Raw genomic sequence first — 17,984 nt, forward strand, 5'->3', positions numbered from 1 at the left:
CAAAACCCCTATCTGCGCATGCAGGTAGGGGTTTTGTTTTTGCGCCGCCGAAATACTCGGGACACCTGGTCGAAAGGCTGGCCCGGCCCCTGTAGGAGCCAGCTTGCTGGCGATGAGGCCCTCGAGTCTTGCAGCGCCTACCCGGCCGCCATCGCCAGCAAGCCGGCTCCCACAGGGATCGGTGTTCCGGCAGGGGCGATTGGGCGCGCCGGAGGTGGTAAAGTCCTGCCTTCGTTTTGAATTCTCCAAGGAAGTCGGCATGTCGGATGCGACGTCACTCAACCCAGCCTTCATGGTGGTTCAGAGCAACAGCCCTGAAGAGCTTCGCAGCCTGGTGATCAACGTGATGCGACGTTATCCCCTGGCCCCCCTGGAGAATGAAATCGCCCTGGTGCAGAGCAACGGCATCGCCCAGTGGTTGAAACTCGCCCTGGCCGAAGACCCCGCAGACGATGACCAGGGCGGCTGCGGCATCGCCGCCGCCATCGATGTGCAACTGCCCGGCAGCTTCATGTGGCAGCTCTATCGGATGGTCTTGGGCCGCGACGAGATCCCGGCCAGGTCCCTGCTCGACAAGGGGCCGCTAACCTGGCGCCTGATGCGCCTGCTGCCGGAGCTCATCGATCAGCCCCACTTCGAACCCCTGCAACGCTTTCTCACCCACGACAGCGACCTGCGCAAGCGCTACCAACTGGCCGAACGCCTCGCCGACCTGTTCGACCAATACCAGGTCTATCGCGCCGACTGGCTGGAAGACTGGGCTGCCGGGCGCCATCAACTGCGCGGCGGCCGTGGCGAGATCAAGCCGCTGCCCCCGGCCAATTGCTGGCAGGCCGAGCTATGGCGCGCACTGCTGCTGGATGTCGGCGAGTCGGGCATGGCCCAGAGCCGGGCCGGCGTTCACCAGCGCTTTATCGAACGGATCAACCAGCTGGAAAACCCACCGCCAGGTCTGCCGCCGCGGGTGATGGTGTTCGGCATCTCCTCGCTGCCCGCCCAGGCCCTCGAAGCCCTCGCCGGACTGGCCCGTTTCAGCCAGGTGTTGCTCTGCGTGCACAACCCCTGCCGGCATCACTGGTCCGATATCGTCGCCGACAAGGACCTGCTGCGTAACCAGTACAAACGCCAGGTCCGCAAAGCCGGAATGCCGCTGGCCCTCGATCCGCAAACCCTGCACCAGCACGCGCACCCGCTGTTGGCCGCGTGGGGCAAGCAGGGTCGTGACTACATCAACCTGCTGGACAGCTACGACGATCCCGCCAGTTATCGCGCGGCTTTCCGCGACGGCCGTATCGACCTGTTCAGCGACAGCACGCCGCTGACCCTGCTCAATCAACTGCAGGACGATATCCTCGAACTGCGCCCGCTCAATGAAACCCGCGAACACTGGCCGGCCATCGACCTGGCGCGGGACCAATCGATCCGCTTTCACGTCGCCCACAGCGCCCAGCGGGAAGTGGAAATCCTCCACGACCAACTGCTCGAGCGCTTCAGTGCCGAGCCGCAGCTGCGGCCGCGCGACATCATCGTCATGGTCCCGGATATCGACAGCTACGCGCCGCATATCCGCGCCGTCTTCGGCCAGCTCGAGCGCGGCGATCCGCGCTTCATCCCCTTCACCCTGGCCGACCAGGGCCAGCGTGGTCGCGACCCGTTGCTGATTGCCGTCGAACACCTGCTCAAGCTGCCCGACAGCCGCTTCCCGGTCAGCGAGATCCTCGACCTGCTCGATGTCCCCGCCTTGCGCGCCCGCTTCAATGTGCAAGAGCGTGACCTGCCGACCTTGCATCGCTGGATCGAAGGCGCCGGCGTGCGCTGGGGCATGAACGCGGAACAGCGCGCCGGCCTTGGCCTGCCCGACACCCTGGAGCAGAACAGCTGGCAGTTCGGCCTGCGGCGCATGCTGCTGGGCTACGCGGTCGGCAGCGGCGACGCCTGTGAAGGCATTGAACCCTACGACGAGATCGGCGGCCTCGACGCCGCCTTGATCGGCCCGCTGGTGGCCCTGCTCGACGCACTGGAAATCGCCCACCAGGAACTTTCCGAGCCGGCACTTCCCGAGCAATGGGGCGAGCGCCTGCACGCACTGATCCAGTTGTTTTTCCTCGCCGACACCGAACACGACGACTACCTGCTGATGCAGCTTGAGCAACTGCGCGCCGACTGGCTGGAAACCTGCCAGGCGGTGAACCTGCAAGAAACCCTGCCGCTGACCGTGGTACGCGAAGCCTGGTTGGCCGGCCTCGACCAGGGCCGCCTGTCCCAGCGCTTCCTGGCCGGTGCGGTGAACTTCTGCACCCTGATGCCGATGCGGGCCATCCCGTTCAAGCTGGTCTGCCTGCTGGGCATGAACGACGGCGACTATCCCCGTGCTCAGCCGCCGCTGGATTTCGACCTGATGGGCAGCGACTACCGTCCCGGCGATCGCTCACGGCGCGAAGATGACCGTTACCTGTTGCTCGAAGCCTTGCTGTCGGCCAGGCATCAGCTCTACATCAGCTGGGTCGGTCATAGCATCCGTGACAACAGCGAGCGTCCGGCCTCGGTCCTGATCGGCCAGTTGCGCGACCATCTCGCTGCCGGCTGGCGACTGCCGGACGCCGACGGTGAACAGCTGCTGAAAGGCCTGACCCAGGCGCATCCGCTGCAGCCCTTCAGCGCCCGCTATTTCCATGACAGCCATGCCGATCTGTTCAGCTATGCCCGCGAATGGCAACAACTGCACGAGCCCCAGGACCCGACCGCGACGAGCGCCGAACTCGACGCCTATCGGCAGGAAGAGCCACTGACGCTGGCCCAGCTCCAGGACTTCCTGCGTAACCCCGTGCGGCACTTTTTCAGCCAGCGCCTGAAGGTCTTCTTCGAAGCGGCCCAGGCACCGCTGGCCGACGAGGAGCCGTTCGTGCTCGACGCCCTGCAACGCTACAGCCTTAGCGACAGCCTGTTGCAAGCGGCGTTGCTCCAGGCCGATAACCCGGACGATGCGCTGCGCCACCAGGCCCGGCGATTGCAAGCGAGCGGCCTGCTGCCCATGGCCGGATTCGGCGAATTGCTGCAGCACGAACTGATCGAACCGTTGCCGGATCTGCTGCAACGTTACCGGCAACTGCTCAGCCTCTGGCCGACCCCGCTGACCAGCGCCGTGCCCGTGGCCTTCGACACCGGCGGCACCCGGGTGGAAGGCTGGCTGAGCGGCCTGCACCAACGCAGTGACGGCGGCCTGCTCGCGGTGACGACCATTCCCAACAGCATCGGCTCGCTCAAGACCCGTAAATGGCATCGCCTCACCCGGCCGTGGGTCGAGCACCTGGTGGCCTGTGCCTGCGAACTGTCGATGACCACTGCGTTGGTGGCCAGCGACGACACCCTGCTGTTGCCGCCTTTCGAAGCGCCGCGTGCCGCCGAGATCCTCGGCAACCTGCTGCTGGCCTGGCAGTCCGGCATGCGGCGTCCGCTGCCGGTCGCGGTCAAGACCGCCTTTGCCTGGCTCGCCCAATCCGACCCGCTCAAGGCGCAGGACGCGGCCCGCAAGGCCTACGATGGCGACGGTGTGAACAGCGAGGGCGAACGTCGGGAAAACGCGGCCCTGGCCCGACAGTTCGCCGACTACAACGCGCTGATCGCCAGCGAGGAATTCGAAGGCTGGTGCGATGCGCTCTATCGTCCGTTGCTCGAAGCGCCCTGGCGTTCACTCGCCGCCGAGGAGGCGCGCTCATGACCGACAGCAAGACTCCCCTGGCCCTGGCCTTCCCGCTGCGCGGCAGCCAACTGATCGAAGCCAGTGCCGGCACCGGCAAGACCTTCACCATCTCCGCGCTCTACCTGCGCCTGGTTCTCGGCCATGGCGGAGAGGCCTCGGGTTTCGGCCGCGAGTTGCTGCCGCCGCAGATCCTCGTGGTGACCTTCACCGACGCCGCCACCCAGGAATTGCGTGACCGTATCCGCACCCGCCTGGCGGAAGCCGCGCGGTTCTTTCGCGACGAGATGGAAGCCCCCGATGCGCTGATCGCCCAACTGCGTGACGAATACCTGCCCGAACACTGGCCGGCGTGCGCCAACCGCCTGGATATCGCCGCCCAGTGGATGGACGAAGCGGCGGTGTCGACGATCCACGGCTGGTGCCAGCGCATGCTGCGTGAGCATGCCTTCGACAGCGGCAGCCTGTTTACCCAGACCCTGGAGACCGACCACAGCGAACTGCTCGGCGAAGTGTTGCGCGATTACTGGCGGCTGTTCTGCTACAAGATGCACGGCGATGCGCTGAACTGGGTCCGGGCGAACTGGGGCGGCCCGGCGGCGCTGTTGCCCCGGGTGCGAGCCTTGTTCGGCAGCGAACGGCGCAACGACAATCCACAGGAGCCGGCCGAACTGATCGAGGCCTGCCTGCAGGAGCGTCGCCAGGCCCTGGTGCAGCTCAAGGCGCCCTGGCGGCAATGGGCCGTCGAACTGCGGGATATCTGCCTGCAAGGCGTGGCGAACAAGACCGTCGACGGTCGCAAGATGCAGGCGCGCTACTTCGAACCCTGGTTCGAAAAACTGACGGCCTGGGCCGAGGACGAGAGCCAGGAGCAACTGGATATCGGCACCGGCTTCAGCCGCCTGACCACCACGGGCCTGGCCGAAGCCTGGAAGGGCGAGCCGCCGAGCCACCCGGCCCTCGACGCCATGGCCGGCTTGAAGGTCAGCCTCGACGGCTTGCCCACCCCGGACGCCGCCGTGCTCGAACACGCCGCCCGCTGGGTCGGCATGCGCTTCGAGGAAGAGAAACGCCGGCGTGCCGAGATGGGTTTCGACGACATGCTGCTGCGCCTCGACGCGGCGCTCCAGGCCGACGCCGGCGAGCGTCTGGCGAGCCTGATCCGCGAGCAGTTCCCGGTGGCCCTGATCGACGAATTCCAGGACACCGACCCGGTGCAGTACCGGATCTTCGAAAGTATCTACCGCATCGAGGACAACAGCCCCGAGTGTGGCCTGTTCCTGATCGGCGACCCGAAGCAGGCGATCTACGCCTTCCGTGGCGCCGACATCTACACCTACCTGCGGGCGCGCCAGGCCACTCACGGTCGGCTGCATACCCTGGGCACCAACTTCCGTTCCAGCCAGGCGATGGTCACGGCGGTCAACCACGTCTTCGAATGGGCCGAGCAGCGCGAGCAGGGGCGCGGTGCGTTCCTGTTTCGCGAGGGCGACGACAACCCGGTGCCATTTCTGCCGGTGGCCGCCCAGGGGCGCAAGGAGGTGTTGCAGATCGACGGCCAGCCCGTGGCGGCGCTCAACCTCTGGCAACTGCCATCGGAGCAACCGGTGTCCGGCGCGGTATATCGCCAACAGTTGGCGGCGGCCTGCGCCAGTCGCATCGTCGAACTGCTCAACGGTGGGCAACGGCAGCTCAGTGGTTTTGTCCGCGACGGCGTGCTCAAGGGCGTGCTGCCCTCCGATATCGCGATCCTGGTGCGTGACGGCAAGGAGGCCCAGGCGGTGCGTGGCGAGCTGGCGAGTCGCGGCGTGCGCAGCGTCTACCTCTCGGACAAGGATTCGGTGTTCGCCGCCCAGGAGGCCCATGACCTGCTGGCCTGGCTCAAGGCCTGTGCCGAGCCGGATGTCGAACGCCCGCTGCGGGCGGCCCTGGCCTGCATCACCCTGAACCTGCCGCTGGCCGAACTGGAGCGGCTGAACCAGGACGAGCTGGCCTGGGAAGAACGGGTCATGCAGTTCCGCCGCTATCGCGAGATCTGGCGCAAGCAGGGCGTACTGCCGATGCTGCGTCGGCTGATCCACGACTTCCACTTGCCCCGGGCGCTGATGGTCCGCAGCGATGGCGAGCGGGTGCTGACCAACTTGCTGCACCTGTCCGAGCTGCTGCAACAGGCGGCCTCCGAGCTGGACGGCGAACAGGCACTGATCCGTCATCTCGGCGAGCACCTGGCATCCTCCGGCCAGGCGGGCGAAGAACAGATCCTGCGTCTGGAAAGCGACGAGCAACTGGTCAAGGTGGTGACCATCCACAAGTCCAAGGGCCTGGAATACCCCCTGGTGTTCCTGCCGTTCATCTGCTCGGTCAAACCGGTGGATGGCAGTCGCCTGCCGCTGCATTACCACGATGCCGACGGCAAGGTCCAGGTCAGCCTGAAACCCACCACCGAACTGATTGTCCAGGCCGACAACGAGCGCCTGGCCGAAGACCTGCGCCTGCTCTACGTGGCCCTGACCCGGGCCCGGCATGCCTGCTGGCTGGGAGTGGCCGACCTCAAGCGCGGCAATCACAGCAGCTCGGTGCTGCACCTGTCCGCCCTCGGTTATCTGCTCGGTGGCGGTGCTGTGCTGGGCGAGTCCACCGGCCTTGAACGCTGGCTGCTGGACCTGCAGCAGGATTGCCCGGCGCTGGCCTGCGAACCTCTGCCGGCGGCCACCGCCGAAGCCTTCCAGGCGCCGCGCAACGACGCCAGCTTGCTCGCTCCGCGCTTGCCCAAGCGCAGTGCCAGCGAATACTGGTGGATCGCTTCCTACAGCGCCTTGCGCATCGGCGAGGTGCAGAGTCCCGACAGTGACGAAGCGCCGGAAAGCCCCCAGGCGCAGAAGCTCTTCGACGACGAGCGCCTCGATCCGGCCGCGCCTCGCGACCTGGCACAGAGCGGTAGCGACATTCACCGTTTCCCCCGTGGCCCTAACCCCGGCACCTTCCTTCACGGGCTGCTCGAATGGGCCGGTGACGAGGGCTTCGATGCCGACCGCGCGCTCATCGAAAAAGCCGTCGCCCCCCGCTGCAACCTGCGCGGTTGGAAAGGCTGGATCGCGGCCCTGAGCGACTGGCTCGCCGATCTGCTGCAAACGCCTTTGCGGCTGGGCAACGATCAGCCGCCGGTGGTGCTCAAGGACCTGAAGGCCTACCGGGTGGAAATGGAGTTCTGGTTCGCCAGCCACAGCGTCGATGTGCTCAAGGTCGACGAACTGGTGCGTCGCCATACCCACGCTGGTGTCGCCCGGGCCAAGGCCGAGCCGGTATCGCTCAATGGCATGTTCAAGGGCTTTATCGACCTGACCTTCGAACACCAGGGGCGCTATTACGTGGCGGATTACAAGTCCAACTGGCTGGGCGTCGATGACGCGGCCTACACCGAGCAGGCGATGAACCTGTCGATCCTCGACAACCGTTACGACCTGCAATACGTGCTCTACCTGCTGGCCCTGCATCGCCAGCTCAAGGCGCGGCTGCCGGATTATGACTACGACCGGCATATGGGCGGGGCCTTGTACCTGTTCCTGCGGGGCACCCGTGCGCCGAGCCAGGGGGTGTTTTTCACCCGGCCGCCGCGCGAACTGATCGAGCACCTGGACCTGCTGTTCCAGGGCAAACCGGTGCCCCGTGGCGAGCCCGCCTGGGAGCAGGGGAGTCTGTTATGAAACGCTCTTTTTCCGAAATCCTGCCGACGGCGCTGAGCGACGACAGCCTGGCCGAACTGACGCCCCTGAGCCGCGCGGCGGACTTGTTGTTGCTGTTGGAGCGCTGGGTTGAACGGGGTTGGCTGCGGGCGCTGGACAAGGCCTTCGTGGCCTTTCTCCACGAGCTCGATGCCGAGGCCGATCCGCTGGTGCTGCTGGCGGCGGCGCTGACCAGCCACCAGTTGGGACACGGGCATGTCTGTCTCGATCTGTTCGCCACCTTGCAGGAACCGGACTTCGCCTTGTCGCTGCCGCCGGAGGGTGATGTGCAGGGCGGTGCGTTGCTGCTGCCGTCGCAGTTGCTGGTGGCCCTGGACGGCGAGCACTGGTGCCGGTCGCTGCAGGCCAGTTCGCTGGTGGCGCTGGCGGACGATGGGGGTATCGAGGCGGCACAGCGCCCGTTGGTGCTCAGCGGGCGACGCCTGTACCTGCGGCGCTACTGGGCTTACGAGCGGCGTATCGACGAGGCCTTGCGCCGACGCCTGGCGGAACAGGAAGAGACCCCGGACGACTTGGCGCAACGCCTGACCGCGCTGTTTGGCGCAGCAGCTCCCGGCGCCCGCATCGACTGGCAGAAACTCGCCTGTGCCCTGGCCACGCGAGGGGCATTCAGCATCGTCACCGGTGGTCCTGGCACGGGCAAGACCACCACCGTGGTGCGCCTGCTGGCGTTGCTCCAGGCCCCGGCGGTGGCGGCGGGAAAACCCTTGCGCATTCGCCTGGCGGCGCCCACCGGCAAGGCCGCCGCGCGGCTGACCGAGTCCATCAGCGCGCAGGTGCGCTCGCTGGAGATCGACGACGGCGTGCGCGGCAAGATCCCCAGCGAGGTCACCACCGTGCACCGCCTGTTGGGCAGCCGGCCGGGCACGCGGCACTTCCGGCATCACGCGGGCAATCGCCTGCCACTGGACGTGCTGGTGGTGGACGAAGCGTCGATGATCGACCTGGAAATGATGGCCAACCTGCTCGATGCCTTGCCTGACCACGCCCGGCTGGTGCTGTTGGGCGACAAGGACCAGCTGGCGTCGGTGGAGGCCGGCGCGGTCTTGGGCGACCTGTGCCGTGATGCCGAGGAGGGCTGGTACAGCGCGTCGACCCGTGACTGGTTGCAGGCGGTCAGTGGCGAGGCGATGGACGCCAGCGGTTTACGCGAGGACCTGGACGACAGCCATCCGCTGGCCCAGCAAGTGGTGATGTTGCGTCATTCCCGGCGCTTTGGCGAAGGCAGCGGTATCGGTCAGTTGGCCCGCCTGGTCAATCGCCAGTCGGCGGACGAGGCGCGAGCGCTGTTGGCGGCCGGCAGCCACGCGGATCTGTTCGCGCTGTCGCTCAAGGGCGAGCAGGACAAGAAGTTCGAACGCCTGGTATTGGACGGCCAGGGCTCCGGCCCGAAAGGCTACCGGCACTACCTGGGAGTGCTGCACAGCCGGCGTCCGGATGCGGCTACCGACCTGGCGGATGCACGCTGGACCGACTGGGCGCGCACGGTGCTCCAGGCTTTCGACGAGTTCCAGTTGCTCTGTGCCGTGCGCAAGGGCCCCTGGGGTGTCGAGGGTTTGAACCAGCGGATTACCACGGCGTTGTTCGCCCAGCGCCTGATCGACAGCGACCAGCATTGGTACGAGGGGCGTCCGGTGCTGATGACCCGCAACGACTACGGCCTGGGCCTGATGAACGGCGATATCGGCATTGCCTTGAAACTGCCGGAGCGCGACGGCCCGCAGGCTGGCCAGCCGGTGCTGCGGGTGGCCTTCCCGCGTAATGACGGGCAGGGCGGGGTGCGCTTTGTCCTGCCCAGTCGCTTGAACGATGTGGAGACGGTGTACGCCATGACGGTGCACAAGTCCCAGGGCTCGGAGTTCGCCCACACCGCGCTGATCCTGCCGCAGGTGTTGAACCCGGTGCTGACCAAGGAGTTGATCTACACCGGGATCACCCGGGCCAAGGACTGGTTCAGCCTGATCGAACCGCGCGCCGGGGTATTCGAGGAGGCGGTGGGGCGTAAGGTCAAGCGGCTCAGCGGACTGATGCTTGAGCTGGGCGCGGAGCACTGACCGCGCCGACTTCAATCCCCATGAACCGGCGCACCCGCTCGCCCTTCGCCTCCTCGCGAATCGCTTGCGGGCTGGCATCCAGCTGCACCACGCCGTTCTCCATGAACACCACCCGATCGGAAATCGACATGGCGAAATCCATCTCATGGGTGACGATCAGCATCGTCATCCCCTCATCCGCCAACTCGCGAATCACCTTCAGTACTTCCCCTACCAGCTCCGGGTCCAGCGCCGACGTCGGCTCGTCGAACAGCATGATCTGCGGTTCCATCGCCAGCGCCCGGGCAATCGCCACCCGCTGCTGCTGGCCGCCCGAGAGCTGATGCGGGTACTTGCGGGCATGGGCCAGCAACCCGACCTTGTCCAGCAGGGCCAGTGCACGCTGTTCGCTCACTTCCCGGCTCGCACCGTGGTAGAGCGACGCCAGGGTGATGTTGTCGAGGATGCAGCGATGGGGGAACAGGTTGAAGTTCTGGAACACCATGCCGATGCGCCGCACACCTCGGCGAATCTGCGGGCTGTTGGGGTGATTGGCGGCGCTGATAAAGCCCTCGCCGAATAGCACGATCTTGCCCTGGTCGATGCTTTCCAGGCCGTTGATGGTGCGGATCAGCGACGTCTTGCCCGAGCCGGACGGGCCGATGATGGAAATCACCTGGCCACTGCCGACCGCCAGGTCAATGCCCTTGAGCACGGCGTGGCTGCCATAGCACTTGTGGATATTCTGCAGATCCAGCGCCAGCGGGGCCCCGCTGACCGACTGCGCGCGGGGCGACTGGGGCAGCGTTGGTTGCGCGGCCCTGAGTCCGGCGATGGCGTTCTCGTCGAGGGTTTGCGGCGTGCGCTGGCCCAGGTCCAGGTAGCGCTCCAGGCGCTGCAGGAGCCAGCCGAACAGGCTGACGATCAGCACGTAGTACACCGCCACCGCGCCGAGGGTTTCCATCACCAGGAAGTTCTGCGCGTAGAGGCGCTGGCCGACGGTGAGCAGCTCGGTGAGGGAAATCACCGAGACCAGCGAGGTCAGTTTCACCACCGTGATGTATTCGTTGATCAGGGTTGGCAGCGAGATACGAAAGGCCTGGGGAATCACGATCAGTCGTTGCAGCCCCAGCACGCCGATGCCCAGGGCGCGGCCGGCTTCCTTCTGGCCCCTGGCGACCGAGATCAGTCCGCCGCGATGGATCTCGGCCATGTAGGCGGCTTCGGTGACCACCAGCGCGAACAATCCGGAATAGAACGGATTGGACAGCACGCTGCCGGTCAGCGGGAGCAGCTGCGGCAGGTTGTAGACGAACACCACCAGCACCAGCAGCGGGATGCTGCGAAAGAACCAGATGTAGGCGGCGGCCGGCAGGCGCAGCCAGGCCGAGGCGGACAGCTTGGCCGAGGCCAGGAAGAAGCCCAGCAACATGCCGATGAACCAGGCCAGGGCGCTGAGCTCGACCACCGTGACACAGGCTTTCCAGAAGTCCGGCGCCGAGAACAGTGAAAAGAAATAGGGCCAATCGAATTGCATAGAGACCTCGGTGTTGCAATGGAGCTGGTGCGATCGCTCGCAGGGTTCGGGTTCAATCCGGTCCCTGTAGGAGCTGGCTTGCCAGCGATGGCGCCCTCAAGTACAGCGCAAACCTTAAGGTCCTCATCGCCGGCAAGCCGGCTCCCACAGTCCGGTGATTCACCGAAAAGTGCTGTCTAGCCCGGCCCCCGCAGGAGTCTGCGCCGGCAGTCCATGGGCGTCCCGACAGAAAGGGCCTACCCCTGAATCCAATCGGTTCTACTGCGCCGCTTCCAGGCTGTACTTGCTCAGGATCGCCGCGTACTCGCCGCTCTTCTTGGTTTCCTCGAACGCCTTGAGCAACGCCTGGTACAGCGCCTCATTGCCCTTCTTCACAAAGATCCCGAGGGTCTGCGGATAGACCAGGTGTTCGCTGCTCACCACCACCCGGCCCTTGGTCTTCTCGGCGATCAGCTTCGCCGCGCCGGCAATTTCCACCTGGGCCTGGACGTTGTTCGACAGCAGCGCCTGGGTGACTTCCGGGGCCGACGGATACTCATTCACTGTGATCGCGCCCTTGCCCTTCGGCACGCAGTAGTCGGTCGACAGCTTCTGCAGCTGCGCCACCCAGGTGGTGCCCTGCTCAAGGCCGACCTTCAGCCCGCAGAGGTCTTCCGGCGTGCCCGGTTTCAGTGTGCTGGTGCCGGGCACCAGGATCGCCGCGCCGGTCATGGCGTAGGGAATGGTCATGGCCTGGGTCTGGCGCTCGGGGGTGATGTACATGCCGGAAATGATCGCGTCATAGTGACCGGCATTGAGGCCGAGGATCAGGCTCGGGAACTTGGTGTCGACGAACTGCGCCTTGGCCTCCAGATGCTTGGCCAGGGCCTGCGACAACTCCGGGTCGGAGCCGACCACGTTCTTGTCGGTGTCGTAGGACTCGAACGGCGGATAGGTGATTTCCATCCCGACTTTCAATTGGCCGGGAGTGGCCGTGGAGGCGAGGGCGGCGCTGCTGCACAGCAGGGCGGCGGCGATCAGGGTCAGGCGCGAATTGTTCTTGTGCATGTTCGGTGGCTCCGATGTGAAGGCTGGGGTGTGAGGGCTGGGTTCAGGACGGCTGCGACTGGTTTTTCAAATGGCCGAAACTCGACGGCTTGCGGGCTTTCTCGGGCAAGGCGATCTCGCCGTTCTCCACGCGCTTGCGCAGGTACTGGTAGGTTTGCAGGGCTTGGCCGTACATGTGCTCGCCAATGGCGATCTGTTCATAGTCCTGGTCGGCCTGGACGAAACCCGGCAGCGGCTGGATCAAGGTGTGGAAGTCGCAGGCATAGAACAGCGGGAAGGAATAACGCTCCTCGCTCACCGTGCGCACCCGGTGGGCCGTGGCCACGAAGGCCCCGGCGGTCATCACTTCGAGCATGTCGCCGATGTTCACCACGAAGGCGCCGGGCAGGGGCGGCGTGTCGATCCACTGGCCCAGGTCGTTCATCACTTCCAGGCCCGGCTTGTCCGCCAGCAGGATGGTGAAGCACTCGTAGTCGGTGTGGGCGCCGATGCCGGGGGCGTCCTGGGCGGCATCGTCGAAGGGGTAGTGGATCAGCCGCAGCTTCGACGGCGGCCGGGTGACCAGGGCATCGAAGGTGTTCTCTTCCAGCCCCAAGGCCAGGGCGAAACCACCGAACAGCTTGCGACCCAGGGCGAACACCGCGGCGTAATAGGCCTGCACCGCCTCCTTGAACCCCGGCAGCGTCGGCCAGTCGTTCGGTCCCAGCAATGGCGTGCCGGCCAGCACCAGCGGATCGTCCTCCGGCACTTCGAAGCCGATATCGAAGGCTTCCTTGTGATCCGGTTTACCCTTGGCGTACACCTCTTCGCCTTCCGGGACGAAGCCCTTGTGGGATTTCGAGGTGCCGATGTAGTGCTGCATCTTGGTTTCGAACGGCTGGGCGAAATAGTCCTTGGCCGCTTGGCGCAGGTTGTCGATCAACTGCGGGTCGATGCCGTGCCCGGTGATGTACAGGAAGCCCACTTCGCTGGCGGCGTTCCCCAGTTGTTCGGCCACCGCCAGGCGGTGTTCGAGCTCGACGCTGAACAGCCCGGCGATGTTCACCACCGGAATGCTCTTGAAGTTGGCCTCGGCCGGGCTTTTGTGATTGTTCTCAGGCATGACGCAAACACCTCACGGATGGGTTGATTGGCTGAAACGCTGGAAATGTTCGCGCTCGGTCCGGGCCATCCAGACGTTCAGCGACCACAGGTCGGCGACCGGCACGTTGGTGAAGGGCAGGTGATGCAGGTAGCCGTCGGCACCGAACTCCGGGGTCAGCGTGGTGACGGTGTAGCCCCGCGCCTGCTGGGCCCGCCAGATGCTTTCCCAGTGGGCCTGGTGGAAGGCCAGTTCCCGGGCGTATTCCGGGGCGCCGGGGTGCGGTACCTGCGGCCCCTGGTCATAGCCGACCCGCGCCTGGATATGGTGAACGCGCTCGACGAAGGCGCCGAGGTCGTCGGCGGGATCGTCCAGCAGGCGTTCGCAGGTGACGATCCAGTGGCTGATGTCGCTGGTGAAACGCAGGTCGGGCAGTTGCCGGATCAGTTCCAGGGTCAGCCAGGGATTGAACAGCGAGCGCGAGCGATGGGTTTCGAACGTGCAGAACTGGCCGTGGCGTTTCGCCAGGGCCATGGCCTGGCCGAAGAACTCCACCTGTTGCGCCAGGGGCCAGCGGTCGTTGCCGGCCAGCACATTGACGAAGCGCGGCTCCAGTTCGGCGGCCCAGGCCAGCTTGCAGTCCAGGTCCCGCAGGTGTTCGGCGGGCGCGGCGGCCTGTTCGGGGAGTACATCATAGGCGGTGAAGAGCGTGCTGATATAGCCCAGGCGGTTGGCGCGCAGAAAGGCGGCGAACTCGGCGCGTTCGGCGGCTTGCAGGGGCAGGCGCGCCTCCATGCCGTCGAAGCCTTCGGCCAGCAGCTCGTCGAGTGCCTGGGCCTTGCTCGCGGTGTAGCCCCAAAGGGTACGGAAAATCTCCAGTTTCATCGGTGCGCCTCAACGAAGCCTTGAACGGTTCGATGCACGTCACGGTGTTGGGCCGGGACGAGCGGTTACGGCAGTAACAGAGGGCGTCCGTCTAGCCAGTTCTCTGCGGAGCCGGTCTGACATCAGATCAGGGGAGAGTATTCCCCCCTGCTGGAGCATGGCGTCGATCTTAGACAGCCCATGGCACGCGGAAGAATAGGAAAGCTCAAATCCATACTTCAGAGATTCATAAACCAATAGTGGGCTATCTACTGCTGGGCATCCGTCCTTGCGAGCCAAGGGGTGTGCTATCGTTGCGGCTCTATTCGTACATAAATCTAAGAGAATTCCTTCATGAGCGTGGCTGTCTCGACGACAGGGCGATTTTGGGGTTGGAGACAGTTCTGCCTGTCTGCCCTGTTCTGTTTGTCGACGCACATAAGCATTGCCCAGGACGCCGCGCCCACCGGCGCGGCCGATCAACGTGCCCAGGCGGTGACCCAGGTGGTGCTGGGGATTCTCAGTTATGCTCGCTGGCCGGTGGAGCCGGAACAACTGCGCTTGTGCATCGTTGGTCCCACCGAGTACACCGACGACCTGGTCAAGGGCACCACCCAGGCCACCGGGCGACCGGTGCTGGTCCAGCGCCTGCTGGCGAGCAGTCCGGCCCTCGGCAGCGCCTGTGACGCCGTCTATATCGGCAAGCTGAGCAGCGACGAACGCAGCCGTCTCTTTACCGCCCTGAGCGGCCACGCGGTGCTGAGCATCAGCGAAGGCGGCGATCAGTGCACGGTCGGCAGCCTCTTCTGTCTGCGGGTGGCGGATAACCAGGTGTCGTTCGAGGTCAACCTCGACTCGGTCGCCCGCAGTGGTGTGCGCATTCACCCCAGCGTATTGCAACTCTCGCGCCGCCGGAGCGCCCAGCCATGATCGGTAGGTTCAAGTCCGACGCGCCCCCCAGCCTGCGCTCGGTGCTGGGGCGTGGGCATCTGCTGGCGGCCATGGCCGCGGTGGGCCTGGTGAGTGTCTCGCTGACCTTTCTCGGCGTGCTGGCCCTGCGGGTCTACGCCGACCACAACCTGCACCTGATCGCCCGCTCCATCAGCTACACCGTGGAAGCGGCGGTGGTGTTCAACGACAGCAGTGCGGCCACCGAGGCCCTGGCCCTGATCGCCGAGACCGAGGAAGTGGCCGATGCCGAGGTCTTCGACGCTCACGGTCAACGGTTGGCGCGCTGGCAGCGGCCGGAAACCGGCTTGCTGTCCAAGGTGGAGATGCAACTGGCGCGTACCCTGCTCGAACAACCTATCGATCTGCCGATCGTCCATCAGGATCGCGAGGTCGGCAGTATCCGCCTGACCGGACATGGCGGCAGCCTGCTGCGTTTCCTGCTCAGCGGTCTGCTCGGGATCCTGGTGTGCAGCGCCCTGGCGGCGTGGCTCGGGCTGTATCTGGCGCGGCGCCTGCTGCGGGGCATTATCGGCCCGTTGCGCAGCCTGGCCGAGGTGGCCCATGCCGCTCGCATCGATCGGGCGTTTGACCGGCGCGTGCCGCCCGCGTCAATTGCCGAGCTGGACAACCTGGGCAGCGACTTCAACGCCTTGCTCGACGAGTTGGAGGCCTGGCAGAGCCATCTGCGCAGCGAAAACGAATCCCTGGCCCACCAGGCCAATCACGATAGCCTGACCGGCCTGCCGAACCGTGCCTTCTTCGAAGGTCGCCTGATACGCTCCCTGCGTAACGCCGCCAAGCAGGGCGAGCGAGTCGGCGTGCTGTTTCTCGACAGCGATCGCTTCAAGCAGATCAACGACAACTTCGGTCATGCGGCGGGTGATGCGGTGCTGGTCGCGGTGGCGACGCGAGTGCGTGCGCAACTGCGTGAAGAGGACCTGGTGGCGCGCCTGGGCGGCGACGAGTTCGCCGTCCTGCTGACGCCGCTGCACAAGATCGAAGACGCCCAGCGCATCGCCGACAAGATCATCGCCAGCATGGACGCCCCCATTGCGGTGCCCGGGCAGGCCCAGGTGCTCACCTCGTTGAGCATCGGTATCGCGGTTTACCCCGAGCATGGCATTACCCCGAACGCCCTGCTCAACGCCGCCGATGCGGCGATGTACCAAGCCAAGCGCCTCGCCCGAGGCGGGCAACACACGGCGGGGTCGGAGCACTCCGCCGCCATTGTTCAAACCAGGAGTTGAACCCTTGTACACACTGACCCGACAGACCTTGCGTTTTTTCACCTTGGCCCTGTTCACGGTGCTGCTGGCATTGGCCGGCTGCCAGACCGCACCGCCCAAGGGCCTGAGCGCGGCGCAGATCGCCGTGCTCAAGCAAGAGGGCTTCCGGCTGACGGACGATGGCTGGGCTTTCGGTCTGTCGGGCAAGGTGCTGTTCGGCAGCGACCTGGAAGTGTTGAACAAAGAGAGCCATGACATCGTCGATCGCATTGCCAAGGCCCTGTTGGGCGTGGGTATCGAGCGAGTGCGGGTGGACGGGCATACCGACGCCTCGGGCAAGGACGCCTACAACGAGCAGCTCTCCGTGCGTCGGGCCAACAGTGTGGCGACGGTGCTGGAGCAGGCCGGCATGAAGCGCCAGAATATCCAGTTGCGAGGCCTCGGCAGCCGCGTGCCGGTGGCCAGCAACGACACGGTAGAGGGGCGCACCGAGAACCGCCGGGTGTCGATTGTGGTGATTGCGGACTGAGCCTTTTGCAGGGCTGCGCGGACGCTATTTGTATCGATGTTGCTAGCAACGTGATACCTGTCGAAATAAATGCCGATTCTCTTTCTCGATTCCCCTGCATGCGGGTATAAGTATGGACCCTCTCAGGAGGGCGCCGCCTGAGAGGAAGTTTGAATGTTTAACGTTCGATGGGTCAGCCGCGCTGCGTCTATCCCCGCAACGCTGTGGGAAAGCTGTTTTACCGGTGTCGAAGGCCGCTGGTGGTATGAAGCCCTGGAAGACGGTGGGCTTGAGGACCAGTTCGAATTTGCCTACGCCATTCTGGAGAAAGAGGGGCAGCCGATCGGGCTGGCTCCCACGTTTGTCATGAACGTTCCCATGGAATTGGTCGTCCCGCCCATGATTGCCAAGGTGCTGAGAGTGATCCCGGCGCTCCGTTACCAGCGCACCCTGTTCGTCGGCTCACCCTGCTCCGACGAGGGCTCCATCGGCTTGCTGCCCGGTCATTCGCTGGCGGATATCGTTGTGCCGCTGCAAGACGCGCTGACCCGAAGGGCGAAAGCCAAGAACGTCGCGATGACCGTCTGGAAGGACTTTGGCGAATTGCAGAAGCCGGCGCTTGAAGGGCTGTGCGAGGCGCGTGGGCTGTTTCCCATGGTGAGCTTTCCAGGCACGGCGGTCGAGCTGGCCTCGGGTGGTTTCGAGGGCTATCTCAAGACGCTCAAGAGCCGCCATCGTTATCTGCTGAAAAAGAAGCTCAAGCACGGCCTCGTGCCGGGGGCCTTGGCGGTAACGGTCGTGCAGCAGCCGGATGAAGAAACGCTGCAGGAGTTGTACAGCCTTTTTCTGCAAACCTACGAGAAGGGCAAGACCAAATTCGAAAAGCTCACGTTCGAGTTCTTTCGACAGATTGCCCTCAAGCCCGAATCGCATTTCATCCTGCTGAGCGATGGACAGACTGGCAAGATGGCGGCGTTCATGCTGTGCTTTCTGCTCGGTGACAAGGCCATCAACAAGTTCATCGGCATCGATTACCACGTGGGCAAGCAGTCGCACCTGTATTTCCAGCTATGGGAGCAGGCGGTGAAGTGGTCCTACAGTGTCGGGGCCACACGCCTGGACAGTGGCCAGACAGGCTATCGGGTCAAGCGTGAACTCGGTCATCAGCTGGTTTCGCTGGACTGCTATTGCCGTCATCGCAACCCGTTGCTGCATCGCATCTTCGGCGCGGTGGCCAAGGGCATTACCTGGCAGAGCCTGGACCCGGACCTGCAGACGATGGCCGAGGAGTACTAGA

11 protein-coding genes and 1 pseudogene are annotated in these 17,984 nt (G+C 65.0%); 8 read left to right on the top strand and 4 right to left on the bottom strand.

The window, feature by feature from the left end; translation table 11 throughout:
• The 4 genes and pseudogenes from UCMB321_RS31190 to recD form a co-directional block, all read left to right on the top strand.
• A pseudogene (locus tag UCMB321_RS31190) lies at positions 1–240 on the top strand (hypothetical protein); the annotation flags it as partial.
• A gap of 19 nt (positions 241–259) precedes the next feature.
• Positions 260–3,718 carry an exodeoxyribonuclease V subunit gamma gene (gene recC, locus UCMB321_RS03525; protein WP_040063909.1) on the top strand — a complete coding sequence of 1,153 codons (3,459 nt, stop codon included), beginning with the start codon at positions 260–262 and terminating at the stop codon, positions 3,716–3,718.
• Entirely contained in the window at positions 3,715–7,401 is a 3,687-nt protein-coding gene (gene recB / locus UCMB321_RS03530; protein ID WP_040063910.1) for an exodeoxyribonuclease V subunit beta, read from the top strand. Before recC ends, recB begins: the two co-directional genes overlap by 4 nt.
• Positions 7,398–9,494: an exodeoxyribonuclease V subunit alpha gene (gene recD / locus UCMB321_RS03535; RefSeq protein WP_040063912.1), complete on the top strand. Its 2,097-nt coding sequence runs from the start codon at positions 7,398–7,400 to the stop codon at positions 9,492–9,494. Before recB ends, recD begins: the two co-directional genes overlap by 4 nt.
• Here the strand turns inward: recD and UCMB321_RS03540 are convergent.
• From UCMB321_RS03540 to UCMB321_RS03555, 4 genes are all read right to left on the bottom strand, one after another.
• Positions 9,457–11,010 carry an amino acid ABC transporter permease/ATP-binding protein gene (locus UCMB321_RS03540; protein ID WP_040063914.1) on the bottom strand — a complete coding sequence of 518 codons (1,554 nt, stop codon included), beginning with the start codon at positions 11,008–11,010 and terminating at the stop codon, positions 9,457–9,459. The two genes, recD and UCMB321_RS03540, sit on opposite strands and share 38 nt — an antisense overlap.
• A 258-nt stretch (positions 11,011–11,268) precedes the next feature.
• A complete protein-coding gene (locus UCMB321_RS03545; RefSeq protein WP_040063916.1) occupies positions 11,269–12,057 on the bottom strand; it encodes an ABC transporter substrate-binding protein in 789 nt (262 codons plus the stop codon).
• A gap of 43 nt (positions 12,058–12,100) precedes the next feature.
• A complete protein-coding gene (locus UCMB321_RS03550; RefSeq protein ID WP_040063918.1) occupies positions 12,101–13,159 on the bottom strand; it encodes an isopenicillin N synthase family dioxygenase in 1,059 nt (352 codons plus the stop codon).
• 12 nt (positions 13,160–13,171) lie between these two features.
• Complete coding sequence (locus UCMB321_RS03555; RefSeq protein ID WP_040063919.1) at positions 13,172–14,023, bottom strand: sugar phosphate isomerase/epimerase family protein; 852 nt, start codon at positions 14,021–14,023, stop codon at positions 13,172–13,174.
• A gap of 333 nt (positions 14,024–14,356) precedes the next feature.
• Between UCMB321_RS03555 and yfiR the strand changes: the two genes are divergently transcribed.
• The 4 genes from yfiR (at position 14,357) to UCMB321_RS03575 (ending at position 17,983) form a co-directional block, all read left to right on the top strand.
• Positions 14,357–14,932 (top strand): regulatory sequestration protein YfiR, encoded by a 576-nt coding sequence (yfiR, locus tag UCMB321_RS03560; protein WP_040063920.1) that lies wholly within the window; start codon positions 14,357–14,359, stop codon positions 14,930–14,932.
• The gene (dgcN, locus tag UCMB321_RS03565; RefSeq protein WP_167337415.1) at positions 14,932–16,200 is read left to right on the top strand and encodes a diguanylate cyclase DgcN/YfiN; all 1,269 of its coding nucleotides are present in this window, start codon (positions 14,932–14,934) and stop codon (positions 16,198–16,200) included. The genes yfiR and dgcN overlap by 1 nt, the downstream gene beginning before the upstream one ends.
• 4 nt (positions 16,201–16,204) lie before the next feature.
• On the top strand, positions 16,205–16,708 hold the full coding sequence (gene yfiB, locus UCMB321_RS03570; RefSeq protein ID WP_040063922.1) for an outer membrane lipoprotein YfiB: 504 nt from the start codon (positions 16,205–16,207) through the stop codon (positions 16,706–16,708).
• Between the two features lie 153 nt (positions 16,709–16,861).
• On the top strand, positions 16,862–17,983 hold the full coding sequence (locus tag UCMB321_RS03575) for a peptidogalycan biosysnthesis protein (protein ID WP_040063923.1): 1,122 nt from the start codon (positions 16,862–16,864) through the stop codon (positions 17,981–17,983).
• Position 17,984: the final 1 nt, after the last annotated feature.

This window comes from Pseudomonas batumici, from assembly GCF_000820515.1.
GTDB lineage: Bacteria > Pseudomonadota > Gammaproteobacteria > Pseudomonadales > Pseudomonadaceae > Aquipseudomonas > Aquipseudomonas batumici.